Annotated in this window: 24 protein-coding genes; 9 read left to right on the top strand and 15 right to left on the bottom strand. The window is 62.4% G+C overall.

Translation table 11 applies throughout. From position 1 onward, the window contains the following. Positions 1-42 precede the first annotated feature (42 nt). From AC4P1R_RS05585 to AC4P1R_RS05575, 3 genes are read left to right on the top strand one after another with little or no spacing between them, the layout of a single operon-like run. Positions 43-1,236, top strand: coding sequence for an amino acid ABC transporter permease (locus AC4P1R_RS05585; protein ID WP_069457838.1), 1,194 nt, complete (start codon positions 43-45; stop codon positions 1,234-1,236). A 4-nt stretch (positions 1,237-1,240) separates the two neighbouring features. After that, on the top strand, positions 1,241-2,395 hold the full coding sequence (locus AC4P1R_RS05580) for an amino acid ABC transporter permease (RefSeq protein WP_069457839.1): 1,155 nt from the start codon (positions 1,241-1,243) through the stop codon (positions 2,393-2,395). A gap of 14 nt (positions 2,396-2,409) precedes the next feature. After that, on the top strand, positions 2,410-3,186 hold the full coding sequence (locus AC4P1R_RS05575; protein WP_069457840.1) for an amino acid ABC transporter ATP-binding protein: 777 nt from the start codon (positions 2,410-2,412) through the stop codon (positions 3,184-3,186). A gap of 244 nt (positions 3,187-3,430) precedes the next feature. Here AC4P1R_RS05575 and AC4P1R_RS05570 read toward each other — a convergent pair whose 3' ends face one another. The 5 genes from AC4P1R_RS05570 to cysG form a co-directional block, all read right to left on the bottom strand. Continuing rightward, a complete protein-coding gene (locus AC4P1R_RS05570; RefSeq protein WP_069457841.1) occupies positions 3,431-4,243 on the bottom strand; it encodes a ferredoxin--NADP reductase in 813 nt (270 codons plus the stop codon). 145 nt (positions 4,244-4,388) lie between these two features. Then, complete coding sequence (locus AC4P1R_RS05565) at positions 4,389-4,886, bottom strand: DUF934 domain-containing protein (RefSeq protein WP_069457842.1); 498 nt, start codon at positions 4,884-4,886, stop codon at positions 4,389-4,391. 27 nt (positions 4,887-4,913) lie between these two features. Further along, positions 4,914-6,584: a nitrite/sulfite reductase gene (locus AC4P1R_RS05560; protein ID WP_069457843.1), complete on the bottom strand. Its 1,671-nt coding sequence runs from the start codon at positions 6,582-6,584 to the stop codon at positions 4,914-4,916. Between the two features lie 14 nt (positions 6,585-6,598). Beyond that, entirely contained in the window at positions 6,599-6,916 is a 318-nt protein-coding gene (locus AC4P1R_RS05555) for a DUF2849 domain-containing protein (protein ID WP_069457844.1), read from the bottom strand. 10 nt (positions 6,917-6,926) lie between these two features. Next, positions 6,927-8,372 carry a siroheme synthase CysG gene (gene cysG, locus AC4P1R_RS05550; RefSeq protein WP_069457845.1) on the bottom strand — a complete coding sequence of 482 codons (1,446 nt, stop codon included), beginning with the start codon at positions 8,370-8,372 and terminating at the stop codon, positions 6,927-6,929. Positions 8,373-8,586: 214 nt separating this feature from the next. Here cysG and AC4P1R_RS05545 point away from each other — a divergent pair, with 214 nt between their 5' ends. Next, positions 8,587-9,174 (top strand): nucleoside deaminase, encoded by a 588-nt coding sequence (locus AC4P1R_RS05545; protein ID WP_069457846.1) that lies wholly within the window; start codon positions 8,587-8,589, stop codon positions 9,172-9,174. A 4-nt stretch (positions 9,175-9,178) separates the two neighbouring features. Further along, complete coding sequence (gene mazG / locus AC4P1R_RS05540; protein WP_069457847.1) at positions 9,179-10,012, top strand: nucleoside triphosphate pyrophosphohydrolase; 834 nt, start codon at positions 9,179-9,181, stop codon at positions 10,010-10,012. Between the two features lie 23 nt (positions 10,013-10,035). On the opposite strand, the gene hflX is transcribed toward mazG, so the two are convergent. The 9 genes from hflX to dusB all read right to left on the bottom strand — a co-directional run bounded on the left by hflX (position 10,036) and on the right by dusB (position 21,699). Beyond that, positions 10,036-11,361: a GTPase HflX gene (hflX, locus tag AC4P1R_RS05535; RefSeq protein WP_069457848.1), complete on the bottom strand. Its 1,326-nt coding sequence runs from the start codon at positions 11,359-11,361 to the stop codon at positions 10,036-10,038. Between the two features lie 78 nt (positions 11,362-11,439). Continuing rightward, positions 11,440-11,682, bottom strand: a complete 243-nt coding sequence (gene hfq / locus AC4P1R_RS05530) for an RNA chaperone Hfq (RefSeq protein ID WP_003535434.1) — start codon at positions 11,680-11,682, stop codon at positions 11,440-11,442. A 107-nt stretch (positions 11,683-11,789) separates the two neighbouring features. Continuing rightward, a complete protein-coding gene (locus AC4P1R_RS05525) occupies positions 11,790-12,653 on the bottom strand; it encodes a D-amino-acid transaminase (RefSeq protein ID WP_069457849.1) in 864 nt (287 codons plus the stop codon). A gap of 12 nt (positions 12,654-12,665) precedes the next feature. Beyond that, positions 12,666-14,042 (bottom strand): Trk system potassium transporter TrkA, encoded by a 1,377-nt coding sequence (trkA, locus tag AC4P1R_RS05520; RefSeq protein ID WP_069457850.1) that lies wholly within the window; start codon positions 14,040-14,042, stop codon positions 12,666-12,668. 208 nt (positions 14,043-14,250) lie between these two features. After that, on the bottom strand, positions 14,251-15,615 hold the full coding sequence (gene ntrX, locus AC4P1R_RS05515) for a two-component system response regulator NtrX (protein WP_151611162.1): 1,365 nt from the start codon (positions 15,613-15,615) through the stop codon (positions 14,251-14,253). Beyond that, the gene (locus AC4P1R_RS05510) at positions 15,605-17,875 is read right to left on the bottom strand and encodes a sensor histidine kinase NtrY-like (protein WP_492177481.1); all 2,271 of its coding nucleotides are present in this window, start codon (positions 17,873-17,875) and stop codon (positions 15,605-15,607) included. The genes ntrX and AC4P1R_RS05510 overlap by 11 nt, the downstream gene beginning before the upstream one ends. A 193-nt stretch (positions 17,876-18,068) precedes the next feature. Then, positions 18,069-19,523, bottom strand: a complete 1,455-nt coding sequence (gene ntrC / locus AC4P1R_RS05505; RefSeq protein WP_069457853.1) for a nitrogen regulation protein NR(I) — start codon at positions 19,521-19,523, stop codon at positions 18,069-18,071. Further along, positions 19,520-20,674 (bottom strand): two-component system sensor histidine kinase NtrB, encoded by a 1,155-nt coding sequence (locus AC4P1R_RS05500; RefSeq protein ID WP_069457854.1) that lies wholly within the window; start codon positions 20,672-20,674, stop codon positions 19,520-19,522. The genes ntrC and AC4P1R_RS05500 overlap by 4 nt, the downstream gene beginning before the upstream one ends. Continuing rightward, entirely contained in the window at positions 20,671-21,699 is a 1,029-nt protein-coding gene (gene dusB, locus AC4P1R_RS05495) for a tRNA dihydrouridine synthase DusB (RefSeq protein WP_492177480.1), read from the bottom strand. Before dusB ends, AC4P1R_RS05500 begins: the two co-directional genes overlap by 4 nt. 148 nt (positions 21,700-21,847) lie before the next feature. Between dusB and AC4P1R_RS05490 the strand changes: the two genes are divergently transcribed. Together AC4P1R_RS05490 and AC4P1R_RS05485 are read left to right on the top strand one after the other, a co-directional pair. Then, the gene (locus tag AC4P1R_RS05490) at positions 21,848-23,062 is read left to right on the top strand and encodes a bifunctional 2-C-methyl-D-erythritol 4-phosphate cytidylyltransferase/2-C-methyl-D-erythritol 2,4-cyclodiphosphate synthase (RefSeq protein ID WP_207544019.1); all 1,215 of its coding nucleotides are present in this window, start codon (positions 21,848-21,850) and stop codon (positions 23,060-23,062) included. Beyond that, positions 23,062-23,559, top strand: coding sequence for a CinA family protein (locus AC4P1R_RS05485; protein WP_069457857.1), 498 nt, complete (start codon positions 23,062-23,064; stop codon positions 23,557-23,559). The genes AC4P1R_RS05490 and AC4P1R_RS05485 overlap by 1 nt, the downstream gene beginning before the upstream one ends. Here AC4P1R_RS05485 and AC4P1R_RS05480 read toward each other — a convergent pair. Beyond that, complete coding sequence (locus AC4P1R_RS05480) at positions 23,547-23,996, bottom strand: type II toxin-antitoxin system RatA family toxin (RefSeq protein ID WP_069457943.1); 450 nt, start codon at positions 23,994-23,996, stop codon at positions 23,547-23,549. The genes AC4P1R_RS05485 and AC4P1R_RS05480 overlap by 13 nt on opposite strands. Positions 23,997-24,188: 192 nt before the next feature. Between AC4P1R_RS05480 and AC4P1R_RS05475 the strand changes: the two genes are divergently transcribed. Next, entirely contained in the window at positions 24,189-25,535 is a 1,347-nt protein-coding gene (locus tag AC4P1R_RS05475; RefSeq protein WP_492177479.1) for a sulfite oxidase, read from the top strand. Continuing rightward, positions 25,532-25,999 carry a cytochrome C-552 gene (locus tag AC4P1R_RS05470; RefSeq protein WP_106407795.1) on the top strand — a complete coding sequence of 156 codons (468 nt, stop codon included), beginning with the start codon at positions 25,532-25,534 and terminating at the stop codon, positions 25,997-25,999. Before AC4P1R_RS05475 ends, AC4P1R_RS05470 begins: the two co-directional genes overlap by 4 nt. The last annotated feature ends 8 nt before the right edge of the window (positions 26,000-26,007 follow it).

The raw sequence follows: 26,007 nt of genomic DNA, 5'->3' as shown, positions 1-26,007 counted from the left end.
TAAGAACGCCCACAAAGGGCGGATTGGGGAAAGAGGCATTGCATGGCCATTGGCGTTACAGATGCGCCTGAAAAAAGCAAATCCTCGGGATCGATCTTCAACGATCCCCAGGTGCGCGGAATATTTTACCAGGCACTCACTATCATCATTCTCGCGGTTCTCATCTATTGGATCGTCGACAACACGATCGAGAACCTGCGGCGCGCGAATATCGCATCCGGCTACGGTTTCCTGAACAGCCGCGCGGGTTTCGACGTTGGGCAATCGCTGATTGCGTTCACCAGCGATTCCACCTACGGCCGCGCCCTGGTGGTCGGTTTCGTCAACACATTGCTGGTGGCGATCACGGGCATCATCACCGCCACGGTTATCGGCTTCATCGTCGGCATCGGGCGCCTTTCGCACAACTGGATCATTGCCAAGCTTTCGCTGGCCTATGTCGAGGTGTTCCGCAACATCCCGCCGCTGCTCGTCATCTTCTTCTGGTACAGCGGCGTTCTGGCAATTCTGCCGCAGGCACGTGACGCGCTCGAGCTGCCCCTCGATATATACGTGAGCAATCGCGGCGTCGCCTTCCCGAAGCCCATTTTCGAAGAGGGCGCGGCGTATACGATAGTCGCGCTCTTGGTCGCCCTCGCAGCAAGTTTCGTCTTTGCCCGTTACGCACGCCAGCGGCAGATGGCGACCGGCCGGCGCTTGCCCGTGCTGTGGACCGTGCTCGGACTGACCATCGGCTTGCCTGCGGTCACCTTCCTCGTGACAGGGGCACCGCTCACGTTCGACCTGCCCGTTGCCGGCAGGTTCAATCTCACCGGTGGTTCGGTCGTCGGACCGGAATTCATGTCGCTCTTCCTCGCGCTGTCCTTCTATACTGCCGCCTTCATCGCGGAGATTGTCCGGGCCGGTATCCGCGGAGTTTCGAAGGGGCAGACGGAGGCCGCCCATGCGCTCGGCATCCGTCCCCGGCTGACGACGCGCCTCGTGGTCGTCCCGCAGGCCATGCGCATCATCATCCCGCCATTGACCAGCCAATATCTCAACCTCACCAAGAACTCGTCACTGGCGGTCGCCATCGGCTACGCCGACCTCGTCGCCGTCGGCGGCACCATTCTCAACCAGACCGGTCAGTCGATCGAAGTCGTCAGCATCTGGCTCATCGTGTACCTGACGCTCAGCCTCGCGACCTCGCTGTTCATGAACTGGTACAACGCTCGCATGGCGCTGGTGGAGAGGTGAGTTCATGACCACGCAACAGGCATCTTTCGTTCGTGCTTCGATAATCGAAGCCTCACCTCCCCCGGCGCTGGACAGCGGCATTGTCTATTGGCTCAGGAAGAATCTCTTCGCTACGCCGAAAGACACGGCCATGACCATCATCAGTCTGCTCATCCTGGCATGGCTGGTGCCGCCGGCTCTACAATGGCTCTTCATAGACGCCGCCTGGACGGGCGGCGGCCGCGGCGTTTGCGCCACGATCGCCCAGGGCGGCTCGCAGCCGGACGGCTGGAGCGGCGCCTGCTGGGCCTTCGTCAATGCGAAATTCTCTCAGTTCCTCTTCGGCCGCTATCCGCTCGATGAACGCTGGCGCCCAGCACTTGTCGGCATCCTGTTCGTCCTGTTCCTCGTGCCGATGCTGATCCCGAAAATTCCGTACAAGGGCCTGAACGCGTTGTTGCTACTGGTCGTGTTGCCGATCATCGCCACGATCCTGCTTCCCGGCGGCTGGCTCGGCCTGACCTACGTCGAGACACCGCTGTGGGGCGGCCTCATGGTCACCCTCGTCCTGTCATTTGTCGGGATCGCGGTTTCGCTCCCGTTGGGCATTCTTCTGGCGCTTGGGCGGCGGTCGAACATGCCGGTGATCAAGATGCTCTGCACGGCCTTTATCGAACTCGTCCGCGGCGTTCCGCTGATCACGGTTCTGTTCATGGCCAGCGTCATGCTGCCGCTGTTCCTGCCCCAGGGGGTGACCTTCGACAAATTTCTGCGCGCCTTGATCGGTGTGTCGCTCTTCGCTTCGGCCTATATGGCGGAAGTGGTCCGCGGCGGTCTGCAGGCCATTCCAAAGGGGCAGTATGAAGGCGCCGATTCGCTCGGCCTCGGCTTCTGGCAGAAGATGAACCTCATCATCCTGCCGCAGGCGCTGAAGCTGGTGATTCCGGGTATTGTCAACACCTTCATCGGCCTGTTCAAGGACACGTCTCTCGTCTCGATCATCGGCATGTTCGATCTCCTCGGCATCGTTCGCCTGAACTTCGCCGATGCGAACTGGTCGTCCGCCGTCACGCCATTGACGGGCCTCATCTTCGCGGGCTTCGTCTTCTGGCTTTTCTGCTTCGGCATGTCGCGCTATTCAGGCTTCATGGAACGCCTGCTCGATACCAGCCGACGATAAAAAGGGGAAAACATATGGCAAATAATGCCACTGCTTCAAAAATGACCGTCTCGGCGACGGACGTGGCGATCGAGATCACCAACATGAACAAATGGTATGGTGATTTCCATGTCCTGCGTGACATCAATCTCAAGGTCATGCGCGGCGAGCGCATCGTCATCGCCGGCCCGTCGGGCTCCGGCAAATCGACGATGATCCGCTGCATCAATCGCCTCGAGGAGCACCAGAAGGGCAAGATCGTCGTCGACGGGATTGAACTCACCAACGACCTCAAGAAGATCGATGAAGTGCGCCGCGAGGTCGGCATGGTATTCCAGCACTTCAACCTCTTCCCGCATCTGACGATTCTGGAAAACTGCACGCTTGCGCCGATCTGGGTGCGCAAAATGCCAAAGAAGGAGGCCGAGGAAGTCGCGATGCATTTCCTCGAGCGGGTCAAGATCCCCGAGCAGGCGCACAAATATCCGGGGCAGCTTTCCGGCGGTCAGCAACAGCGCGTCGCCATCGCCCGTTCGCTCTGCATGAATCCGAAGATCATGCTTTTCGACGAACCGACTTCGGCGCTCGACCCGGAAATGATCAAGGAAGTGCTCGACACCATGGTCGGCCTCGCGGAAGAAGGCATGACCATGCTCTGCGTCACCCATGAAATGGGTTTCGCTCGCCAGGTCGCCAACCGCGTGATCTTCATGGATCAGGGCCAGATCGTCGAGCAGAATTCGCCGGCCGAGTTCTTCGACAATCCGCAGCACGAGCGTACCAAGCTGTTCCTCAGCCAGATCCTGCACTGAATCCAGAACGAGCATCGGAACAGAACGGCCCGCCTTCACCAGGCCGGCCGTTTTTCTTGCTGCCGACGCCGGCGTCGAATTGCATTGCCCCGCGCGCCTATGGCGGTCAGCTCACGCAGTCACGGGTCACCTACCCGCGGCGACAGCCGTCGGATCGACCCAACAGGCCCGTGCCGAACCCACAATACAAAAGAGGCGCGTCGGGGGTGCGCCTCTTTGCTGATTGCACGCTTTCGCTCGCCGGTCAGCCGACGAAGGCACGTTCGATGACGAATTCGGCCGGCTTGTTGTTGGCACCCTCGGTCAGGCCGGCGGCCTCGAGGATCTCCTTCGTGTCCTTCAGCATGGCCGTGGAGCCGCAGATCATCCCGCGGTCGATTGCCGGGTCGAGCGGCGGCAGACCGAGATCGGCAAAGAACTTGCCGTTGGTCATCAGATCGGTAATGCGGCCCTTGAACGGGTAATCCTCGCGCGTAACCGTGGCGTAATGGCGCAGCTTGTCGCCGACGATTTCGTTCAGGAACTCGTGATTGCGGATCTCCTGGACGAGGTCGAAGCCGTATTTCAGTTCCGCCACGTCGCGGCAGGTATGCGTGAGGATGACCTCCTCGAACTTCTCGTAGGTTTCCGGGTCGCGGATCAGGCTCGCGAAGGGAGCAATGCCGGTTCCGGTCGAGAACATGTAGAGCCGGCGCCCGGGCACGAGGGCGTCCAGCACCAGCGTGCCCGTCGGCTTCTTGCGCATCAACACCTGGTCGCCGGCCTTGATCTTCTGCAGGTGTGAGGTCAGCGGGCCGTCCGGTACCTTGATCGAGAAAAACTCGAGTTCCTCATCCCATGCCGGGCTGGCAACGGAATAGGCACGATAGATCGGCTTGTCGCCGACCATGAGGCCGATCATGGCAAACTCACCGGAGCGGAAGCGAAACTCCTGCGGGCGTGTCATGCGAAAGCGGAAGAGCCGGTCCGTGTAGTGCTCGACGCTCGTGACCGTCTCCAAGAAGACACCCGCCGGAGCCTGGACCGTGAAATCTTCCTTTTTTGCCGGAGCATTCATATGGCTTCAGTCCTGTAATGGTGACGCTTTCTACCAAGTCCAAGCGGATATTCCAAGGCTCGGCCGATTGAAAGCAATTCCCTTCCAAATATAGGCCGCTTTGGAGGATTTCGCCTTGCTTCACTCTGTCGCGGGCCGATTTTTTTCAGGAGACCCGGCGCCAGCTGTAGGAATTGGCGTTCGCACTGGGCTTTGCCGTCGGCTGGTAGTGGTTGGATATGCCCGGCAGCCTCCCTTCCGCGAGCCGCTTGAGCGCCGTCGCATTGGTGACCGCGAAGCTCTCGATGCCGCAGCGCAGCATCAGCGGGATCTGGTCGATCAGCACGTCTCCGACGGCGCGGATTTCACCCGCATAGCCAAGCCGCGTCCGCAGCAGCGAGGCATGGCTGAAGGCCCGGCCGTCGTTGAAGGCCGGAAAGGCGACAGCAACAAGCGCGACACGGTCGAGATGCGGCGTCAGGCGGGTCACGTCGTCGGCGGGCGAAATCAATACGCCAAGGCCCGATGCGCCGGCCGCGGTCTGCTCCAAGAATGCGTCGAGGCCGACGATCGCTTTTTCGTTCGACCCCGCCTTTGCCTCCTCGGTCTCGATGACCCAGGGATCATCGTTCACGAAACCGCTTTCCTTCCAGATTTTCGTCATCGTTTCATTCCTGTTCAGCGGTTTCCGTCACGCGGCTTCCTGGGCGCCGCCGTAGAGCGCATCCTTGAACGGCTGCGGCCCCACACGGCGATAGGCTTCGAGGAACGTCTCCGACTTGTCCCGGCGCAGGCCGAGATAGGTGTCGACGATCGTCTCCACGGCGTCCGTCACCTTCTCCGGCTCGAAGCCGCGTCCGATGATCTCGCCGATCGATGTGTTTTCGTCTCCCGACCCACCCAGCGTGATCTGATAGAGTTCCGCGCCCTTCTTTTCGACACCCAGGAGGCCGATATGACCGACATGGTGGTGGCCGCAGGCATTGATGCAGCCGGAGATCTTGATCTTCAGTTCGCCGATCTCGGCCTGCCGCTCGGGCGCGCCGAAACGGTTCGAAATCTCCTGGGCAACCGGGATCGAACGTGCATTGGCAAGTGCGCAGTAGTCAAGGCCGGGACAGGCGATGATATCCGTGATTAACCCCGCATTGGCCGTCGCAAGCCCGGCGGCGACGAGCGCGCGGTAGACCGGTTCCAGGTCCGCCAGAGCCACATGCGGCAGGATCAGGTTCTGCTCGTGGCTGACACGGATCTCATCGAAGGCGTATTCCTCGGCGATATCGGCAACCACATCCATCTGCGCGTCGGTCGCGTCGCCCGGAATGCCGCCGATCGGCTTCAGCGAGATCGTCACCATGCCGTAATCCGGGTGCTTGTGCGGCTGTACGTTCTGGCGCACCCATTGATCGAAGGCCGGATCGGCCTTCTTCCAGCGGGCCAGATTGCCCCAACCTTCCTGCCTTTCCGGCAGTGCCGGCGGCGCAAAATAGGCGGCGATCGCCTGGATGTCGGCGTCCGGCAGCTTCAGTTCGGTGTCCTTGAGGCTGGCGAATTCGGATTCGACCTGGCGTGCCAGTTCCTCCGTGCCGGTTTCATGCACCAGGATCTTGATGCGCGCCTTGTACTTGTTGTCGCGACGGCCATAGAGGTTGTAAACGCGCATGATCGCCGTCGTGTAGGAGAGAAGGTCCTCTTCCGGCAGAAAGTCGCGGATCTTCTTGGCGATCATCGGGGTACGGCCCTGCCCGCCCCCGACATAGACGGCGAAACCAAGCTTGCCATCCCCGTCCTTCTTCAGATGCAGGCCGATATCATGCACCTGGATCGCGGCGCGATCACGCTCGGCGCCGGTGACGGCAATCTTGAACTTGCGCGGCAAGAAGGAGAACTCCGGATGGACGCTCGACCATTGCCGGAGGATTTCGGCGTAGGGCCGCGGATCGGCGACCTCGTCGGCCGCAGCACCGGCGAAATGATCCGCCGTAACGTTGCGAATGCAATTGCCGGAGGTCTGCAGGGCATGCATCTCGACGCTTGCAAGCTCCGCGAGGATGTCGGGCGTGTCGGAAAGGCGCGGCCAGTTGTACTGGATGTTCTGGCGCGTGGTGAAATGGCCGTAGCCGCGGTCGTATTTTCGGGCGATATGCGCGAGCATGCGCATCTGCCGGCTCGACAGCGTGCCGTAGGGGATGGCGACGCGCAGCATATAGGCGTGAAGCTGCAGGTATACGCCGTTCATCAGCCGAAGCGGCTTGAAGGCATCTTCGGCGAGTTCGCCGGAAAGCCGCCGCTGGACCTGGTCACGGAACTGCTCGACGCGTGCGGATACGAAGGAGTGGTCAAATTCGTCGTAGCGATACATGGGTGATCGGGTCCTCAGGCAGCAACATTCTTGGGGCCGGCAAGCCCGTCATATCCGGGCGCATAGGCAATCGACGGCCCCTCGGCCCGAATGCGCTCGCGCATGCGCAGCGGGCGGAGCACACCGTCGACCACCTCGACGTCGACGACATTCACGTCGACGACCTCATTGGCATCGAAGGAACGCTTGCCGGTCGTCTCGAGAGCGGCGACCGCCTCCGCATGGCGGGCGATGAACGCGTCCTGGAGCGACTCCACCCACTTGCCGGAAGCGCCGAGCCAGACGGATATGCCGTCGCCTAAACGATTCGCCGTCAAAACCTTGTCCACCATCGCGTCGTCCTCAATTCCCAATCTGTTCTACGCGCTTCTCCGCCTCGAAAACCTGGCGCTTGGCGGCAACCAGTGGCTCCGAGCGTTCGAAATTCGCGCCGGCGACGGCGTCGCCAATGATCACCATCACCGGACCGTCGAGTTCCGTGCGGTTCTCGAGGCCCGGAAGATCTACAAGGGTCCCGTGCAGCAACCGGCGCTCGGCGCGGCTGGCATTCTCGATCACCGCCACCGTCGTCTCGGGCGCAAGCCCCGCCTTCATCAGCCGGCCCGCCACCGAAGCCGCCACCGTGCGCCCCATATAGACGGCTATCGTCGCGCCGGAAACAGCAAGTCGCGCCCAGTCGGGCAGAACGTCGCCGGCGAGGTCGTGTCCCGTGGTGAAGACCAGCGAGGATGCGACGCCGCGCAGCGTCAGCGGCAACTCGAAATCCGCCGCAGCAGCAAAGGCCGAGGTGATTCCCGGCACGATTTCGTAGCTGATGCCGGCCTCGCGCAAGGCAGCCATTTCCTCTCCGGCACGGCCGAAGATCAGCGGATCGCCGGATTTCAGCCGCACCACGCGCTTGCCTTCGCCGGCAAGCTTCACCAGCAGGTGATTGATCTCGTCCTGCGACTTGGTATGACATCCCTTGCGCTTGCCGACGGACAGACGCTCGGCGTCGCGACGCCCCATATCGACGATCGCCTGCGGAACCAGCGCATCATAGACGATGACGTCCGCCTCCATCATGACGCGCTGCGCTCTCAGCGTCAGCAGATCCTCCGCTCCCGGCCCGGCACCGACAAGCCAGACATGGCCAGACACATCTCCGGCCGCATTCAACAGGCGCGCGGCCTCGCGGCTGGCGGAAGCAAGATCGCCGGCGGCTACGTGATCGGAGACCGCCCCCGAAAAGAAGCGCCGCCAAAACACCCGCCGCGCGACGCCGCGCGGCACGAGGCGGTCGACCGCTTCGCGATAGGTCGCAGCCAGCGATGCGACAAGCCCAAGCGACGGGGACAGCAATTGGTCGATCTGTGCGCGGATCATCTGCGCCAGGACCGGGCCCGCCCCCTCGGTGCCGATTGCAACGGCGACCGGCGCGCGATTGACGAGCGCGGGCGTCAGGAAGTCGCAATAGTCCGGCTGATCGACGGCATTCGCCGGAATTCTCTCAACCCGTGCGGCGGTCACGATCACCCGGTCGGCAGCGGCATCACCGGTTGCGGCAAAGACGAGCGCGGAGCCTTCCACCTGATCGGCGGCAAAGCCTTCACGAACGGTCTCGATGCCCTTCTCGTTCAGGAACTTCTCGAAGGCCGACTCCGGCTGGTCCGCATAGGCAACGATCCGCGCCTCGGTGTTCAACAGCAACCGTACCTTGGCAAACGCCTCGTCACCATTGCCGAACACCGCCACGCGCTTCTGCGCGACGCGAAAAAATGCCGGAAACACGGACAGTTGTTGTGACATGGCGAGAGGACGGCTCCTTCTACAGGCTGCGGCGAATATCCCTCATAGCCGCTGCCAATTGAAGAAACAGAAATTTCTATGGCTTTGCGGGCACGTATTGTTTTGCTCGACAGCCAATCTTTTTGAGCAAATATCTCCGGCAGCCGCGGCTGCCATTGCGCCATAGCCCCGACCTCCGTTAAATGCCGGCGGGTGGCACGGGAGAACTCAAGCCATGAAGCGACATGAAATGGCCGAGCGCCTGCTGACGGTCATCGAGAAGGACATATTGCCGCTCACCGAAAAGGGCGTCGCGGCCGGCAACAAGGTGTTCGGGGCCGCAATCCTGCGCAAATCAGACCTCTCGCTCGTCTTGGCGGAGACCAACAACGAGACCGAAAACCCACTGTGGCACGGCGAGGTCCACACGCTCAAACGTTTCTACGAAATGGCGGAAAGACCCGACACGCGCGACCTGATTTTCCTGTCGACGCACGAACCGTGTTCCATGTGCCTCTCGGCCATCACCTGGTCCGGCTTCGACAACTTCTATTATTTCTTCAGCCACAAGGATTCGCGCGATGCATTCTCAATCCCGCATGACCTGAAGATCCTCAAGGAGGTCTTTCGGCTCGAACCGGGCGGCTATGCCCGCGAGAATGCCTTTTGGTCCTCGGCCTCGATCAGGGAGCTGGCGCAAGACGCCAATCCGGACACGAGAAAGCGGCTTGCGGCACAGGACGCCCGCATCCGCACGCATTACGACCGCCTGTCCGACACCTATCAGGCGGGCAAGGACAACAACGACATACCGCTGAACTGATCCGATGGAACCTTCCCGCGACATTCAAACCCTGCTCGACATCATGGCCGCTCTCCGCCACCCGGAGACCGGGTGCCCGTGGGACATCGTGCAGACTTTCGAGACGATCAAGCCCTATACGCTCGAGGAAGCCTACGAGGTCGCGGATGCGATCGAGCGCCACGACATGGACGATCTCTGCGACGAACTCGGAGACCTGCTTCTTCAGGTCGTCTTCCACGCGCGCATGGCGGAGGAGGCCGGCGAATTCGCCTTTGGCGACGTGGTCGAAGCCGTCACCCGCAAGATGATCCGTCGCCACCCGCATGTCTTTGCCCGCGCCGGTGCCGATACGCCCGAGGCAGTCAAGCTGCAATGGGAGGAGATCAAACAGGCGGAGAAGGCCGACCGGCAGAATCGCCGCCTGCGGCGCGGCCTGCCCGAGGAGGCAGGGAGCGGCCACCTGGGATCAATCCAGCGCAGCTTCCCGGCGCTGGTCGAAGCCCTGAAGCTGCAGGAACGCGCCGCCAAGGTCGGCTTCGACTGGTCTGAGCCCGAGCCGATTCTCGACAAGATCGAGGAGGAGGTCGCCGAACTGCGGCAAGCGCTTCACGACGGCGACCGCAACAAGGTCGCCGACGAGCTTGGCGACCTCATCTTTGCCCTCGTCAATATCGGTCGCCATGTCGGCACCGATCCGGAAATGGCGCTGCGCGGCACCAACACCAAATTCCGGCGCCGTTTCGGCCATATCGAACGGGAGTTGAAAGCGGGCGGGGAAACGCTCGATGCCGCTTCGCTCGAGCGCATGGAGGAACTCTGGCAGGCGGCCAAGGCGATCGAACGGCAATTGACGTAGCGGCATGCCGTTACGTCACCAATTCACCAGTCCTCTTCGACCTGTTTCGGTCCGTTGCCGAGCCTTCTTTCGAGCTCGGCCGCTTCCCCTTCCGTCAGGCGCAGGTCCAGGCTGACGCGCCCGTCTTCAAGGTCCTCGCGGCCGTCGACGATCGCGTGCTCATAGATCCAGGGCAGCATCTGCAATTGGTCGAGGCCGAGCGCGATCGTGCATTGGGTCAGGACGCCGGAAAGACGCCGGCCGATTTCGGCGAGCAGGTCATCCACCCCGGCGCCGGTGATCGCGGAGACGGCGACGGTATCTTCGGCGCTCGACGCTTTCTTCATCAGCGCCTCGCGCATCTCGGGCTCGAGCTTGTCGATCTTGTTCCACACTTCGACGATGCGCTCGGCGCCTTCCTTCTCATCGATGCCAAGATCGGCAAGGATGCGCAGCACGTCGCTCGACTGCGCCTGGTTGTCCGGGTCGGAGAGGTCACGCACATGCAGGATCAGGTCGGCTTCGAGCACCTCCTCCAGCGTCGCGCGGAATGCCGCCACCAGATGCGTCGGCAGATCGGAGATGAAACCAACGGTGTCCGACAGAATCACCATGCGCCCGCGCGGCAACTTCAGCCTCCGGAGCGTCGGATCGAGCGTCGCGAAGAGCATGTCTTCGGCAAGGACTCCCGCCCCGGTCATCCGGTTGAACAGCGTCGACTTGCCGGCATTCGTGTAGCCGACCAGCGCCACGATCGGATGCGGCACTTTCTTGCGCTTCGAGCGATGAAGCTGGCGCGTGCGCCGCACTTGCTCCAGCTCGCGTTCGAGCCGCACGATCCTTTCCTGCAGCAGGCGGCGGTCCGCCTCGATCTGGGTTTCGCCCGGACCGCCCATGAAGCCCGCACCGCCGCGCTGGCGCTCCAGGTGGGTCCAGCTTCGAACGAGGCGGCCCTTCTGATAGTTGAGATGGGCAAGATCGACCTGGAGCGTTCCCTCCTTGGTGGAGGCGCGCCGACCGAAAATCTCGAGAATGAGTCCGGTGCGGTCGATGACCTTGGCGTTCCACTCCTTCTCGAGGTTGCGCTGCTGCACCGGCGTCAGCGGGTGATCGACGATGACGAGACCCGCGTCCTTTTCGTTGAGGACATGGCCGATTTCCTCGATCTTGCCGCTGCCGAGCAGCGTGCCGGGTTTCGGTTGGGCGACGGGAACGATGGAGCCATGGACGACCTCGAGATCGATCGCAAGCGCAAGTCCTGTCGCCTCTTCCAGCCGGCTTTCATCGGAACGGGTCGTCGTTAGGGACGGCGTTTCGCTCGTGCCCCTTCCCGATTTCTTCAGGACGGGAACGACGACGACCGCGCGCATGTCATCGCGGCGCCTTTCCAGCTCCGGGATGACCGACGACGATTTGGACTCACGCTTGGTAATGTTCCTTACGTCCCGTCAGGATGCGGCTTCCTCATTCTCGAACATCTGCAGGGGCTGGCCCGGCATGATCGTCGAGATTGCGTGCTTGTAGACGAGCTGAGAGTGGCCGTCGCGGCGCAAAAGGACGCAGAAATTGTCAAAAGACGTTACAACACCCGTCAGCTTGACGCCGTTGATCAGGAAAATCGTCAATGAAATCTTTTGCTTGCGGACCGTATTGAGAAAAAGATCCTGCAGGTTCTGAGAACGTTCCGCCATCGCGCCGCTTCTTTCTTATTTGCCGGCCTGGCACCGGTGCATTTTTGCTAAATTCTGCTCATTGAGGCGTCACAGTGCTCTTCCCCGAAGCCTCATCAAGTTTGGTATCAAATCAATGTCTTTTCCGCAACGGCGAAAAAAGCGTCACGTATATTCTGTGCTATATTTCCGGGGTGGCCATTGCCGATGCTCCTCCCGTCGACCGCCACGACGGGAAAGCAGATGCTCGTAGCGGCGGTGATGAAGACTTCTCGTGCCGCGAGCATTTCCTCGACCGAGAACGCCCGCTCTTCGACCTTCAGGCCCAGTGTCTTCGCGACCTCCATCAGGGTGGTTCGGGTAATTCCGCGCAGGATGCCGTGTTCCGCCGGTCGGGTGCGCAGGCTACCCTCGCCATCGACGATCCACACATTCGTTGCCGCGCCCTCTTTCACCATGCCATCGGCGTCGACGAAGATCGCCTCCTGCGAGCCCTGCTCCCTGGCCCGCTGGCGGGCAAGCACATTCGGGAGAAGGCCCACGGTCTTGATGTCGACCCGGTCCCAGCGGTTTTCCGGCACCGTAATCGCGGAGATTCCCTCGGCATTCTTTCGGGCAATGGCAGCGGCGTCCGTCCGCTTAGCCGTGACGACGATCGACGGCGGCGTGTCCTTTGCCGGAAAGACGTGGTCCCTGCGTGCGACCCCGCGCGTCACCTGCAGATAGAAGAGCCCATTGCGCACCCGGTTCCGGCGCAGCACCTCGCGAATAACCTGCACCAGCGCCATCCGGCTCATCGGCCAGGCAATGCGAAGCTCATTCAACGATCGGTCCAGGCGATCCATATGGCGGCGAAGATCGACGATGAAGCCGTGCCGCACCTCGCAGACCTCATAGACGCCGTCGGCGAACTGATAGCCGCGATCCTCCACATGGACCGCCGCCTCCTGATGGCGCACATAGGAACCGTTGACATAGGCAAATCTCGGCATCCGGCAGCCGCCTCAAAAATATTGGATGCTTACGCGGAAAAGCTGCTCGACGTCGCGCACTGCGCTTGCCGCGGCAAGGAGGACAACGCGATCTTTCGCCTTTATCCGCGTGTTGCCGTCCGGTCGTATGAACATCTTGTCGCGGTAGAGCGCGCCAATGCGGATGCCACCGGGAAGTTCAAGCTCGCGCAGAGCCCTGCCGACGAGCGGCGAGGTCTCCAGCGCTTCCGCCTCGATCACCTCGGCCACGCCGTTTTGCACGGCATAGACCGAGCGGATGCGCCCCTTCCGCACATGCTGCAAGACGCGCGAGATCGTCACCGCACGCGGATTGATATAGGCATCGACGCCGGCTGCGGTGGAGAAACCCTGATAGGCCGGCTCGTTGATCAGCACGAGGGTCGACTTCGCACCCAGGCGCTTTGCCATCATGCTGCCGAGAATGTTGATCTGGTCGCTGTTGGTGAGCGCCACCACGAGGTCGGCATCCTGGACATCCGCCTGCGTCAGGATTCGCTGCTCCATCGCCGAGCCTTGCAGGACGACCGTGTTGTTCAGCTTGTCCGCGATGAGCACGGCGCGGCTGCGGTCGCTCTCGATGAGCTTGACCCTCATGCGCGGCTGCTGCTCCTCGATCGTGCGGGCAACGAAATAGCCGATGTTGCCGCCGCCGAGAATGACGATCCGCCGCGCCTCCTGCTCTTCATGGCCGAAGAGCGCGAGCGTGCGGCGGGTGTGATCGCGATCACAAATGACATAGGCGAGATCGCCCGTCTGCAACTGATCGGACGAATGCGGAATGATCAGTTCGCCGTCGCGGAAAATGCCGGTGACGGTCGCCATGAGGTCCGGGAAAAGCTGGCTCAATTGCTGCAACGGCGTGTCGACGACCGGGCAATCCTCCATGCATTCGATCGCGATCATCGCGATGCGATCCTCGGCGAAGCGTACCACATCGGTCGCGCCGGGAAAGGAGATGCGGCGCAAGACGAGACGCCCGACTTCGATCTCCGGCGAAATCGAGACGTCGATCGGCACGTTCTCGCGAGAGAACAGATCGGAATATTCCGGCGCGAGATAGCTCTGGGCGCGGATGCGGGCAACCTTCGTCGGCACGTTGAAGATCGCATGCGCCACTTCGCAAGCGACGATATTCACCTCGTCATAGAGCGTCACGGCAATGATCATGTCCGCCTGGTCGGCACCGGCCCGCGCGAGCACGTCCGGATGCGCGCCGTGCCCGACATAGCCGCGCACGTCGAGCGTTTCGGTGATATGGGCGATGAGCTCGGCCGACGTATCGATGACCGAGACGTCGTTGTCTTCCTGCGACAGCCGCTCGGCAATGCCGAAGCCGACCTGCCCTGCCCCGCAAATGATTACCTTCATCCTTGTCCCTTCGTCCGGATCGGCCGCGAGCCCTAAGCAGTCCGCGGTTTTATCCCACGGTTTTGCGATCACAACCCGCGGCAAACCTAGGATCTAAGCCTATAATCTTGGATAAACCCATGAATATCTGCTTAGCGCATGCAGGAGTGCACGCTTAGCCCCGACCGCGTGGGGAGCCGGAGTTGCTCCGCCCCGCGCTGCTTCGGTATCAGACGCCCAGGGATTTCAGCTTGCGGTGCAGCGCCGAACGCTCCATGCCGACGAACTCGGCGGTGCGCGAGATGTTGCCGCCAAACCGATTGATCTGGGCGATCAGATAATCGCGCTCGAACATTTCGCGAGCCTCGCGCAATGGCAGGGTCATGATGTGCTGATCGCCCTGGGCGGAAATCTTCGGAAGCGTGTCACCCACCTCGTTCGGCAGCATGTCGGCAGAGATCGGCGTCTCCGGTCCGTCGCTGCGGGCGAGAATCATCAGACGCTCGATATTGTTGCGCAGTTGCCGGATGTTGCCAGGCCAGTCATGCGCCTGCAGCACGGCAAGCGCGTCCTCGCCGATCTTGCGCGGCCGGATGCCGGCCTGCTCGCTCACCTGGCGCATGAACATATCGACCAGGAAGGGTATATCCTCGCGACGCTCGGCCAGCGCCGGGACGCGCACCGGTATGACGGCCAGGCGGTGATACAGGTCCTCGCGGAAAAGCCCATCGGCGATCATGTTCTCGAGATTGTAGGCGGTGGATGAAATGATACGCACGTCCACCTTGACGCGCTTGGAGCCGCCGACCCGCTCGAACTGCTGATCGACGAGGACGCGCAGGATTTTGTTTTGCGTCTCCCGGGGCATCTCGCCGATTTCATCCAGATAGAGGATGCCGCCATGCGCCTCTTCGAGCGCGCCGGTCCGGCGCGGCTGGCCCGCCGTCCCCTCCGTGCCGAAGAGGGCGATCTCCATCCTGTCGGGCGTGATCGCGCCGGCATTCAGCGCCACGAAGGGCCCGGCGGAACGCGTCGATTTGCGGTGGATCATCCGCGCCACGAGTTCCTTTCCGGAGCCGGAGGGGCCAAGGATCATGATGCGGCTGTTGGTGGGCGCCACCTTTTCTATCGTCTGGCGCAATTGCGAGACCGCCACCGAGGTGCCGATCAGTTCCACCGGATCGCCGGACCGCTTCTTCAGTTCCGAAACTTCACGCTTGAGCTTGGAATTTTCGAGCGCGCGCTCCGCGATGAGAATCAGACGGTCCGCCTTGAATGGCTTCTCGATGAAGTCATAGGCACCGCGCTTGATCGCTGAAACTGCTGTTTCGATGTTGCCGTGGCCGGAAATCATCACCACCGGCAGATCCGGATGGCGGTCCTTGATCTCGTCAAGAAGGGCCAAACCGTCGAGCCGGCTGCCCTGCATCCAGATGTCCAGAAAAACGAGCCGCGGCACCCGGTCGTTGATCGCCGCAAGCGCACTGTCGCTGTCGAAAGCCGTCCGCGTCTCATGGCCCTCGTCCGACAGTATGCCGGAGACGATCTCGCGGATGTCTTCCTCATCGTCCACAACCAGAATATCAGCCGCCATTGGTATTGCCCTTGTCCTTGGAAGTATCGCCGCCAGCGATTTCACCGGCGGGCGGGAGGATCACGCGGATCATTGCCCCGACACCGCCGTCGAAATCGGGCGGTGCGTCATGCAACTCCAGTTGTCCACCATGGTCCTCGATGATTTTCTTGACGATCGCCAGACCGAGCCCCGTGCCCTTGTCGCGCATCGTCATGTACGGCTCCAGAATTCGATGCCGGTTTTCCGTCGGAAGCCCTTTGCCGTTGTCGATAATGTCGACCACGTAGCGGCCGCTCGACTCGTCTCGGCGGGAGCGGATCATAATTCTCGGTTCGCCGCGGGCCACCTCGGCCGGCACCGCCTCGATCGCCTCCACCGCATTCTTGACGATATTGCCGAAGGCCTGACCGAGCATCCGGCCGTCGAACTGGCCTTCGAGCGGATCGTCGCCGAAGTCGCGAATGAAGCTGATGTGACTGTTGCCCATTTCCCGCAGGAAGACGGCGTCCTTGAGAATGGCGCGCAGATCGGCCTTCTCCTTCGTCGGCTTCGGCATCCGCGCAAAGGCTGAAAATTCGTCAACCATGCGGCCGATGTCCCCCACCTGGCGCACGATCGTATCGGTGCACTGGTCGAAGACCGCCTTATCGTCCTGGTCGATCTGCCGGCCGTAGCGGCGCTTCAGCCTCTCGGCCGAGAGCTGGATCGGCGTCAGCGGGTTCTTGATCTCATGGGCGATGCGCCGGGCGACGTCCGCCCAGGCGGTGGAGCGCTGCGCAATCATCAGGTCCGTGATGTCATCAATGGTGATGACATAGGAGCCGTGCGATCCGTTGCCCTCCTCGCGCGTCACCTGGACGTTCAGCGAGCGCTCCGTACCGCCGCGCATGGTGTTTATCTGCTTGCGATACTCGTTGCGATGGCGGCTCTCCGCCTCAACCAGCACGGCTTCGATTTCCGGGGCCACCTCGCTGAGGCTCACACCTATCAGGCCTTGCGCGCCGTTCCTCAAAACGCCTTCGGAGGAAGGATTGACGATGGTGATGCGGTGATCCTTGCCGACGCCGATGACCGCCGCGGTGACGCCGGAAAGCACCGCCTCGATGAAACGGCGGCGCTGGTCGACCTCGTCCTTCGCTTCAAGGATCTGCTCCTGCTGCGTGCGGATCTCGCTCACCATCTTGTTGAAGGTGCGCGACAGATTGCCGACGTCCCCGTCGACGGCGCGCACGGGCACGACGACGTTGAGATTGCCGGAGGCGACGCTGTCGGCCGCGCCGATCAATTGACGGATCGGCCGCACGATGCGGTCGGCGACAGCGATCGCCGTCCAGATTGCGGCAAGCAGCACGATCAGCGCGAAACCGATGTAGAGGACGCCGAAGGCGATCTGCAGCGAGGTTCGTCCCGCCTCCAAGGCCTTGTATTCGGCGGTGTTCTCCTCCATCAGCCGCATCGAGCGCATGACTTCCGGATCGACGTTGCGGACGGTGTAGAGATAGGTGTCGGGTATGTTGTCGAGCGGGATGACGGCGCCGACGAGGTTGGTAACTCCCGGTGGAATGAGCGTCGGCTGGCCGGCGACGGTGCTTTTCAGCGCATCCTGGGGAATGGACGGCAGCGGCCGGTCGGTCGAGATATTCGCCTGGAGGATGGGGCTACCATCGGCGCGGACGAGAAACGCACCAAGCATGCCGCGCCCCCGCGCCTGCCGCGTCATCAGTTCGATGAAGCCGGTTCGGTCGAGGCTGTAGAGCTGTCGGTTGCGCTCGAGGTCGTTGGCCATCGAGACCGTCTGCCCCTGGAGATAGCTGGCGTTCTCAAGCACATAGGCCTGCGCCACGTTCAAGGACGAGCGAACGATCGCCTGCGTGCGCAACGAGAACCAGCGATCAAGCCCCACATCGAGCGTGATGCTGGCGAAGATCGCCACCAGGATCGCCGGCGTAATGGCGACGATCGAAAACAGTGCGACGATGCGCACGTGCAGCCGCGCCGCGGCCCTGCCCTTGCTGCGCGCCCTGAGCAGTCTCATGATCTCGCGGGCGATGAGATAGATCAGCCCGACGACGAAGACACCATTGACGCCGGCGCAGGCGATGACGATGTTCCGCTCCGGGCGAACCGGGGTCAGCCCCAGAAGGACGAGCAGCGACAGGGTGGCGCAGACCAGCGCGCCTGTCGCAAGCATCAGCCCCGGCAGCGCGAAGGATGCCCGCCGATCCTGGGCCGCGACACTGTCCTCCGTGCCCAATGGCAAGGCCATTCCATCCACCATGAATAAAGTTTCCCCCAAACCGGCGCCCCCACGGCACCGGCACGCGCTTCAATTCCGGACCAAGAACTGAACGCACCTCGGTGGCCGGTACGGCGCCAATGCGTCGTTTCAACGGCAGTCCGGCCTGCGACTCGGCGCGTGGAGGACGTTCAACAATGTATTGTGGCGAAAATGCAACGGTGTTGCACGGCAGTCAAGCGCTGCGCGAGCTGCGATAGACCGAAACGCCGAGCTCCCGGATCTTCTTGCGCAGGGTGTTCCGGTTGAGTCCCAGCAGGTCCGCAGCCTTGATCTGGTTGCCCCTGGTCGCGGTCAGGGCCGCTAAGATCAACGGATACTCCATTTCCGCAAGTACGCGTTCATAGAGGCCGGACGGCGGCAAAGCGTCGCCGAAGCTCGCAAAATACTGCCGCATGTTTTCCTCGACCGCCTGGGAGATCGACAGCGAGCCGTCGCGGGCGGCAGCCTTGTCGATCGGACTGTCCGGCACCTCCGAGCGCAACTCGTTTTCGATGATTTCCCGGGTGATCACATCCTGTGGATAAAGTGCCGTCAGGCGCCTCACGAGGTTCTCGAGCTCGCGCACATTGCCCGGCCAAGGATGCGCCTTCATCAGTTCCAGCGCCTCCTGATCGAAGCGCTTCACATCGAGACCTTCCTTCTCGGCCTGCTGCACGAAGTGGCGCACGAGATCCGGAATATCCTCGGCTCGATCCCTCAGGGGCGGCAGACGCAGCGGCACGACGTTGAGGCGGTAGTAGAGGTCCTCACGGAAGAGGCCCTGATTGATCGACTGCTTCAGGTCCTTGTTGGTCGCGGCGACAATCCGAACGTCCGAGCGGATCGGCGTGCGCCCGCCGACGGTCGTGTATTCGCCCTGTTGCAGCACGCGCAGGAGACGCGTCTGTGCATCCATCGGCATGTCGCCGATCTCATCCAAAAAGAGAGTTCCGCCTTCCGCCTGTTCGAAGCGGCCGGTCGACCGCATCTGGGCGCCGGTGAAGGCACCCTTTTCGTGGCCGAACAACTCCGATTCGATCAGGTCGCGCGGAATTGCCGCCATGTTGATGGCCACGAAGGGCCCATTCCGCCGCTTGCCGTAGTCGTGCAACGCGCGTGCGACAAGCTCTTTGCCGGTGCCCGATTCGCCGGTGATCATCAACGTCAGATCGGTCTGCATCAGCCGCGCGAGCACGCGGTAGATCTCCTGCATGGCGGCGGAGCGGCCGACGAGCGGCATGCCGTCCTGGGTATCGTCGTCCAGCTTCGAGGGCCGGCGCTTCGGCTCCGCCAGTGCCCGGCCGATAATGCCGATCAACTCGGTCAGGTCGAACGGCTTCGGCAGATAGTCGTAAGCGCCCTTCTCCGACGCTTTGATGGCCGTCATGAAGGTGTTCTGCGCGCTCATGACCAGAACGGGAAGATCCGGGCGTGCCTTCTTGATCCGAGGCAGAAGATCAAAGGCATTCTCGTCCGGCATCACCACATCCGTGACCACGAGGTCGCCGTCGCCGGCGGAGATCCAGCGCCAGAGCGTCGCCGCGTTGGAGGTGATGCGTACATCATATCCGGCACGGCTGAGCGCCTGGTTGAGCACGGTGCGAATGGCAGCGTCGTCATCCGCGACGAGGATCGTTGCGCCGGTCATGCATTGGTTCCTTTTGTCATCGGAAATACGTCATCCGCCGTCGGCCCCTTGGATGCGGGCATCAGAACGCGGAAGGTCGTGCGGCTGAGCTGGCTGTCGCATTCGACGATGCCGCCATGGCCGCCGATGATCTTGGCAACGAGCGCCAGCCCGAGACCGGACCCGTTCGTTTTCGTCGTGATAAAGGGGTCGAAAAGATGCGGAAGCAGGTCGGGCGGCACACCCGGCCCGTTGTCGTGCACGCAGAACTCGAGCGGCAGTGATATCTTCTCCCGCGTGCCTGCAACGGAAAGCCGAATGCCCGGGCGATAGGCGGTCGTCAGCTGGATTTCGCCGTCGGGCCGATCGCCGATCGCCTCTGCGGCATTCTTCACGAGGTTGAGGAAGACCTGAACGAGCTGGTCGCGATTGGCAAACACCGGCGGCAGCGACGGATCATAGTTTTCGGATATCTTTATCCCGCGGGCGAAACCGGCCTTGGCGATTGCCTTCACGCGGTCGAGGACCGAATGGATGTTGAGCGGCACGCGATCGATCGGGCGCTCGTCGGAGAACACCTCCATGCGATCGACGAGAGACACGATCCGATCCGTCTCCTCGCAGATCAGCCGCGTCAGCGCGCGATCCTCGTCCGTGGCCGATGATTCAAGGAGTTGCGCCGCCCCCCTGATTCCGGAAAGCGGGTTCTTGATCTCATGCGCCAGCATCGAGGCAAGCCCGGTGACGGATCGCGCGGCGGCGCGATGAGTGAGCTGCCGGTCGATCTTGTCGGCCATCGAACGTTCCTGAAGGACGATCACCACCGATCCCGGCTGCGACAGTACCGGCGCGACATAAAGGTCGACGAGCTTGTCGGCGCCCAGCCGTGGCGAACTTAGGTCGACCCGGTATTCGTTCACCGGCGCCCGCCGTTCGCGCACCTGCTCGATCAGCGTCAATAGTGGGCTGCCGAAGGGGATGAACGCGTCGATCGTGTGGCGGGCGAGATGGTTGGCGCTCGCGCCGAAAAACGATTCGGCCTCCCAATTTGCAAAGGCGACATGGCTGTTCTCGTCTACCAGGATCACCGGATTCTGGATCGCATTCAGAACCGCCATGGGAAGATCGTTTACGCCGCCCGCGGGCTCCGGCACTCTTGCCTTTTCGCTCATGCCGCCACTCCCTCCCTGGCCGTCGCCACGCCGGAGCAAGCGATCGCGCCAATTACGCGCTCGCTCACCAGTTTCACATCCTTGGACGTCAGTATCGCGGCCTTTTCCTCGACCGGAAGAGTTGGCACGAAACGATCCAGATACCAGCCGACATGCTTGCGGGCGGCGCGGAGCCCCACTTCGGCCCCATAGAAATCGAGCATCATGGCATAGTGCTCGGCGAATATTTCCGCGACCGCCGTCGCGTCCGGCTGCACGGCGGCACCGGCCAGCACCGCCGGATGCCATGGCCGCCCCTGAGCCGATCTGCCGACCATTACCGCATCCGCACCCGAGCGGCGCAGGATTTCGCGGGCATCGGCAGTGGTATCCACGTCTCCATTGGCGATCAGCGGCACCGACACGACGTCGCGAACCGCACGGATCGCATCCCAATCGGCCTTGCCATTGTAGAATTGCATACGCGTGCGCCCGTGGATCGTGATCGCCTGCACGCCCGCCTCTTCAGCCCTGCGCGCAATCAGCGGTGCATTGATCGAGCTTTCGTCCCAACCAAGCCGCATCTTGAGCGTGACCGGCACGTCGACCGCCTCGACCGTCGCCTCGATCAGCGACAGGGCATGATCCGGCTCACGCATCAGCGCCGAACCGGAATAGCCCCCGGTCACCTTCTTTGCCGGACAGCCCATATTGATGTCGACGATATCGGCCCCATTGGCCTCGACGATCCGCGCCGCCTCGGCCATCCAATGCGCGTCGCGCCCGGCGAGCTGGACAATGTGTGGATCGATGCCGGAATTCTTCAGGCGCGCCCAGGATTCGGCGGCATTGCAGACGAGCTCGCGGCTTGCCACCATCTCCGTCACGACGAACCCGGCGCCGAAGCGCCAGGCGAGCATGCGAAAGGGCAGGTCGGTCACCCCGGACATGGGCGCGAGCGCCACGCGGTTACGGATTTCGACGTTCCCGATCCGGAGTGACGATGAGAGGGCCGTGGAGGGCAAATGCATATCTTTCAGGCACATTCAAGTCTTGCACTATTTTTAGCCATACTTCATCGGCTTGCCAAGCGATTTCCACACGCTCGACAAAATTCCTCCGACGGGTGGCAAAGAGGGGACCTTCGCGGTACATGACTGCAAAGATTGGCGAATGCGGGACCCCATACAGAAGATGCAACCGGAAGAACAGTTCTCCTGTGGCGTCGTCATCGTCGCAGCCGGCCGCGGTGAGCGCGCGGGCCAATCGGCCGAAGGCCCGAAGCAATACCGAATCATTGGCGATCGTCCTGTTATCACGCATACACTTGACATTTTCGCGACGTGGCGGGGCGTTGGCCCCATCGTCGTCGTCATTCATCGGGACGACGAGGCTCTCTTTGCAGCCGCCCGTGTGCGCCTGTCCAGCCAGGCCGATCTATTGGTGGTGCATGGCGGTGCAAGCCGTCAACTCTCCGTCCTTGCGGGGCTCGAGGCGCTTTCCGGAGCCGGTCCGCGGCATGTCATGATCCACGACGCCGTGCGTCCGTTCATAGACCATGCGTTGCTCGACCGCTGCCGCGCGGCGCTGGAGAGCGGCGCCGGGGCTGTGCTGCCGGCAATCGCGGTCGCCGATACGCTGAAACGCGCGACAGACGGCCGCCTTGTCGAGGAGACGGTCCCGCGGGCCGGGCTTTACGCCGCGCAGACGCCGCAATGCTTCCGCCTGGAAGAGATCCTGGCCGCCCACCGCCGGGCGTGCGCCAGCGGCCGAAGCGATTTCACCGATGACGCTTCTATCGCCGAATGGGCGGGTCTTCCCGTCATTCTCGTCGAAGGCGCGGTCGACAACGTCAAGCTTACCCTCAAGAGGGACATATCGATGGCCGATGAAAGGCTGACCCGCGACGCCGTTCCGGACGTGCGCACCGGCAACGGCTATGACGTGCATCAGCTCGTCGAGGGCGACGGCGTCACGCTTTGCGGCGTCTTCATTCCGCATGAGCGCAAGCTCTCCGGCCATTCCGACGCCGACGTCGCCCTGCACGCCTTGACCGACGCGCTGCTTGCCACCTGCGGCGCCGGCGATATCGGCGACCATTTTCCGCCGACCGATCCGCAGTGGAAGGGCGCCCCTTCCCGCATCTTCCTGGAGCACGCGGCAAAGATCGTGCGCGCGCGGGGCGGCAGGATCACCAATGCCGACATTTCGCTGATCGCCGAAGCACCGAAGGTCGGCCCCCATCGTCAACAGATGCGCGAGAGCCTCGCCGCGATGCTCGACATCGATCTCGACCGCTGCTCGATCAAGGCGACGACGAACGAGAAGCTTGGCTTCGTCGGCCGCAAGGAGGGCATTGCCGCGATCGCGACTGCGACCGTCGTCTATGTGTCCGGGAGAAAGAGCTGATGTGGCCGGCGGCGATCGCAGAGAGGGCGAACGCGGTTATCGCCGAGTTCACCAGGCGCGGCCTGAAAGTGGCAACGGCAGAGTCCTGTACCGGCGGGCTCATTGCCGGGGCACTGACGGAGATTGCGGGCTCGTCCTCCGTTTGCGACCGCGGCTACGTCACCTATTCCAATGAGGCGAAAGTCGAGATGCTTGGCGTCGCTGCCGCAACCCTCTTGGCGCACGGCGCCGTCTCGCGCGAAACCGCCACCGAAATGGCGAAAGGCGCCCTCGAGCACTCATGCGCCGATCTGGCAGTGGCTGTCACGGGCATTGCCGGTCCGGGCGGCGGCTCCGTCGAGAAGCCGGTCGGCCTCGTTCACCTCGCGGCGGCCACGCGAACAGGCCGGCTTCTTCAGCGGGAGATGCGCTATGGCGACATCGGTCGCACCGCCGTGCGACTGGCAACGGTCGCCACCGCGCTGGACCTCCTCCGGGAAGTCGCTCAGGAGCCGTAGATCACGTCGGCCCGCTTCTCGAAAGCCTCGGAGAACATGCCGAAGGCGCGGTCGAACATCGATCCCATCAGCGCACCCAGAATGCGACTCTTGAACTCGTAGTCGATGCAGAAATGAACGATGGACTGGCCTTGGTTCACCGCTTCGAAGCGCCAGACATTGTCGAGGTATTTAAAGGGCCCCTCGATATATTTCACGTCGATCATCCGCTCCGCCCCATTGAGCAGGACCTGTGTCGTGAAGGTCTCGCGGATTGCCTTGTAGCCGACCGTCATATCCGCCAGCAGCAGGACCTTGCCGTCCCGCTCTTTGCGCGAGCGCACGCTCAAGCCCTCGCAGAGGGGCAGAAATTCCGGGTAGCGCTCGACATCGGCGATGAGGTCGAACATCTGTTCGGCCGAATGGTTCACGACATGGTTGGTTTCGAAATGTGGCATGAATTTTGAGTTAAGCGCGCGCGCAAGGAAGATCAAGGAGCGCGCGCATTTGTCCCGGGTTCTTGTATCATGGGACCGGTGGCATCACCGCTTGAGGGACGACATGTCTCGCTCTTTTGCCCCGGGGGCGCCGTGGTGGTATCCTTTTGGCATTATATCCAAGAAAGTATTGTCGAACGCAGGGAGGAGCGAATGGCTGTTCACGGACAGAAGCGCCAGGTCGAGCAGATCCTCACGCGCGCGGATATCCGCACGGCTTACCATGAGGATCCCGAAGGGGCCGAACAGAGACTGTTTGGGCGCATTTCTTGCCCGGACCGGCGCGGCTTTCTAAAGAATGCAGGGCTTGCGGCGCTGGGTGCGGCGCTCGGTGCAGCGATGCCTTTCCACCGCAACTTTCCAGCCGGGCTGATGCCGATTGCCTTTGCCCAGGACACCGGCGCCGCGCTTATGAAGGAGAAGGACGGGCTGACGGTCTTGGCCGATCGGCCTCTCAACGCCGAGACGCCCGCGCATCTCCTCGACGACGATCTCACGCCGTATTCGCGACTTTTCATTCGTTCGAACGGGCTCATCCCACAAACGGCGCTCGACAAGAATGCCGAGGGCTGGACCCTCAAAATCGATGGAGAGGTGGATAACGAACTTTCACTCAGTCTCGACGACCTCAAGAACGACTTCGAGAACGTGACGCTGGCGCTGGTGCTCGAATGCGCGGGCAACGGCCGCGCCTTTTTCGACCCGGGCGCCTCCGGCAATCAGTGGACGGTCGGCGCCGTCGGCTGCCCGGAATGGACCGGAGTGCGCCTGCGCGACGTCCTGGAAAAGGCCGGCATCAAACCGTCGGCTGTTTACACCGGCCACTATGGCAATGATGTGGACATTTCGGGAGACCAGGACAAGGTGGTGATTTCCCGCGGCGTTCCGATCGAAAAGGCAAGGGAACCCGAGACCCTGATCGTGTGGGCGATGAATGGCGAGGACCTGCCGGCGCTCCACGGTTTTCCGCTGCGGCTGGTCATTCCAGGATATCCGGGTTCAGCCTCGCAGAAGTTCCTGACCCGTATCTGGGTCCGCGATCAAGTTCACGACGGCGAGAAAATGGGCGGGCATTCCTATCGCCTGCCCGCCTATCCGGTCGCTCCGGGAACGGAGGTGCCGGAAGAGGACATGGAGATCCTCACTGTCATGCCGGTCAAGTCGATCGTGACCGCACCCGCAACCGGCTCCAATGTTCCGGCCGGCCAGGCGACGGAAGTGCGGGGTCATGCATGGGCGGGCAGTGGCGATGTGAAGGCCATGCATGTCTCGCTCGATTTCGGGCAGAGCTGGCAGGAAGCGACGCTGGAGCCTCCGCGCAACAAGTTTGCCTGGCAGAGGTGGCGCGCCAACGTCACTCCGCCGGAAAAGGGCTATTACGAGGTCTGGGCGCGAGCGACCGACATGAACGACGTCATGCAGCCGCCGGTAGCGCCTGGCTGGAACCCGCGCGGCTACGGCAACAACATTATCCACCGGATAGCGCTATTTGCGCAATGACGACCCGGGGCAAGCTCGCAAGGAGAGCCTTTCCTTCCCGCCGCTTCAACGCAAGCGGCGCGATCAGTCTCGTCAGCGTCGCCGCTTGTCTTCTTGTCGGCGGCATAGGCGCCCCTGCCGCACATGCAACGGAACCCTCGATCCAACTGGCGCAGCAGGGCGGCGCGCCCGGATACGACCCGATGCGACGAGGCATCGGGAGACCCACCCAGCGGGGCGAACCTGCGCCGCCGGGCAACCCCGAACTCGGTGACCTGCCGGACGCTCCCGGCGCCGAGGACACCTACTATCTTTGCTCGGCTTGCCACTCGATCGCACTGGTGACCCAACAGCGGCTCACGGATGAGCGATGGAATTACCTGTGGGACTGGATGGTCCGCGAACAGGGCATGCCCGACCAGGATGAAGAAACGCGCGAGGCGATCCTCAACTACCTGCAGACACATTTTTCTTCCGAACGGTAGAGAGTCTG

This window comes from Sinorhizobium sp. Y406, from assembly GCF_058732025.1.
The sequence above is the reverse complement of the archived record's forward strand: the minus strand, read 5'-3'. Positions and strand labels throughout refer to the sequence as shown.

Coding starts and splice junctions, on each gene's coding strand:
- AC4P1R_RS05580 (WP_069457839.1), top strand. CDS start 1,241: ATGACCACGCAACAGGCATCTTTCGTTCGTGCTTCGATAATCGAAGCC.
- AC4P1R_RS05480 (WP_069457943.1), bottom strand. CDS start 23,996: ATGCCACATTTCGAAACCAACCATGTCGTGAACCATTCGGCCGAACAG.
- AC4P1R_RS05485 (WP_069457857.1), top strand. CDS start 23,062: ATGTGGCCGGCGGCGATCGCAGAGAGGGCGAACGCGGTTATCGCCGAG.
- AC4P1R_RS05470 (WP_106407795.1), top strand. CDS start 25,532: ATGACGACCCGGGGCAAGCTCGCAAGGAGAGCCTTTCCTTCCCGCCGC.
- ntrX (WP_151611162.1), bottom strand. CDS start 15,615: ATGGCGGCTGATATTCTGGTTGTGGACGATGAGGAAGACATCCGCGAG.
- trkA (WP_069457850.1), bottom strand. CDS start 14,042: ATGAAGGTAATCATTTGCGGGGCAGGGCAGGTCGGCTTCGGCATTGCC.
- AC4P1R_RS05575 (WP_069457840.1), top strand. CDS start 2,410: ATGGCAAATAATGCCACTGCTTCAAAAATGACCGTCTCGGCGACGGAC.
- AC4P1R_RS05570 (WP_069457841.1), bottom strand. CDS start 4,243: ATGAATGCTCCGGCAAAAAAGGAAGATTTCACGGTCCAGGCTCCGGCG.
- hfq (WP_003535434.1), bottom strand. CDS start 11,682: ATGGCGGAACGTTCTCAGAACCTGCAGGATCTTTTTCTCAATACGGTC.
- ntrC (WP_069457853.1), bottom strand. CDS start 19,523: ATGACCGGCGCAACGATCCTCGTCGCGGATGACGACGCTGCCATTCGC.
- AC4P1R_RS05565 (WP_069457842.1), bottom strand. CDS start 4,886: ATGACGAAAATCTGGAAGGAAAGCGGTTTCGTGAACGATGATCCCTGG.
- AC4P1R_RS05560 (WP_069457843.1), bottom strand. CDS start 6,584: ATGTATCGCTACGACGAATTTGACCACTCCTTCGTATCCGCACGCGTC.
- AC4P1R_RS05510 (WP_492177481.1), bottom strand. CDS start 17,875: ATGGTGGATGGAATGGCCTTGCCATTGGGCACGGAGGACAGTGTCGCG.
- cysG (WP_069457845.1), bottom strand. CDS start 8,372: ATGTCACAACAACTGTCCGTGTTTCCGGCATTTTTTCGCGTCGCGCAG.
- AC4P1R_RS05490 (WP_207544019.1), top strand. CDS start 21,848: ATGCAACCGGAAGAACAGTTCTCCTGTGGCGTCGTCATCGTCGCAGCC.
- AC4P1R_RS05555 (WP_069457844.1), bottom strand. CDS start 6,916: ATGGTGGACAAGGTTTTGACGGCGAATCGTTTAGGCGACGGCATATCC.
- AC4P1R_RS05475 (WP_492177479.1), top strand. CDS start 24,189: ATGGCTGTTCACGGACAGAAGCGCCAGGTCGAGCAGATCCTCACGCGC.
- AC4P1R_RS05545 (WP_069457846.1), top strand. CDS start 8,587: ATGAAGCGACATGAAATGGCCGAGCGCCTGCTGACGGTCATCGAGAAG.
- dusB (WP_492177480.1), bottom strand. CDS start 21,699: ATGTGCCTGAAAGATATGCATTTGCCCTCCACGGCCCTCTCATCGTCA.
- AC4P1R_RS05500 (WP_069457854.1), bottom strand. CDS start 20,674: ATGAGCGAAAAGGCAAGAGTGCCGGAGCCCGCGGGCGGCGTAAACGAT.
- AC4P1R_RS05585 (WP_069457838.1), top strand. CDS start 43: ATGGCCATTGGCGTTACAGATGCGCCTGAAAAAAGCAAATCCTCGGGA.
- mazG (WP_069457847.1), top strand. CDS start 9,179: ATGGAACCTTCCCGCGACATTCAAACCCTGCTCGACATCATGGCCGCT.
- hflX (WP_069457848.1), bottom strand. CDS start 11,361: ATGCGCGCGGTCGTCGTCGTTCCCGTCCTGAAGAAATCGGGAAGGGGC.
- AC4P1R_RS05525 (WP_069457849.1), bottom strand. CDS start 12,653: ATGCCGAGATTTGCCTATGTCAACGGTTCCTATGTGCGCCATCAGGAG.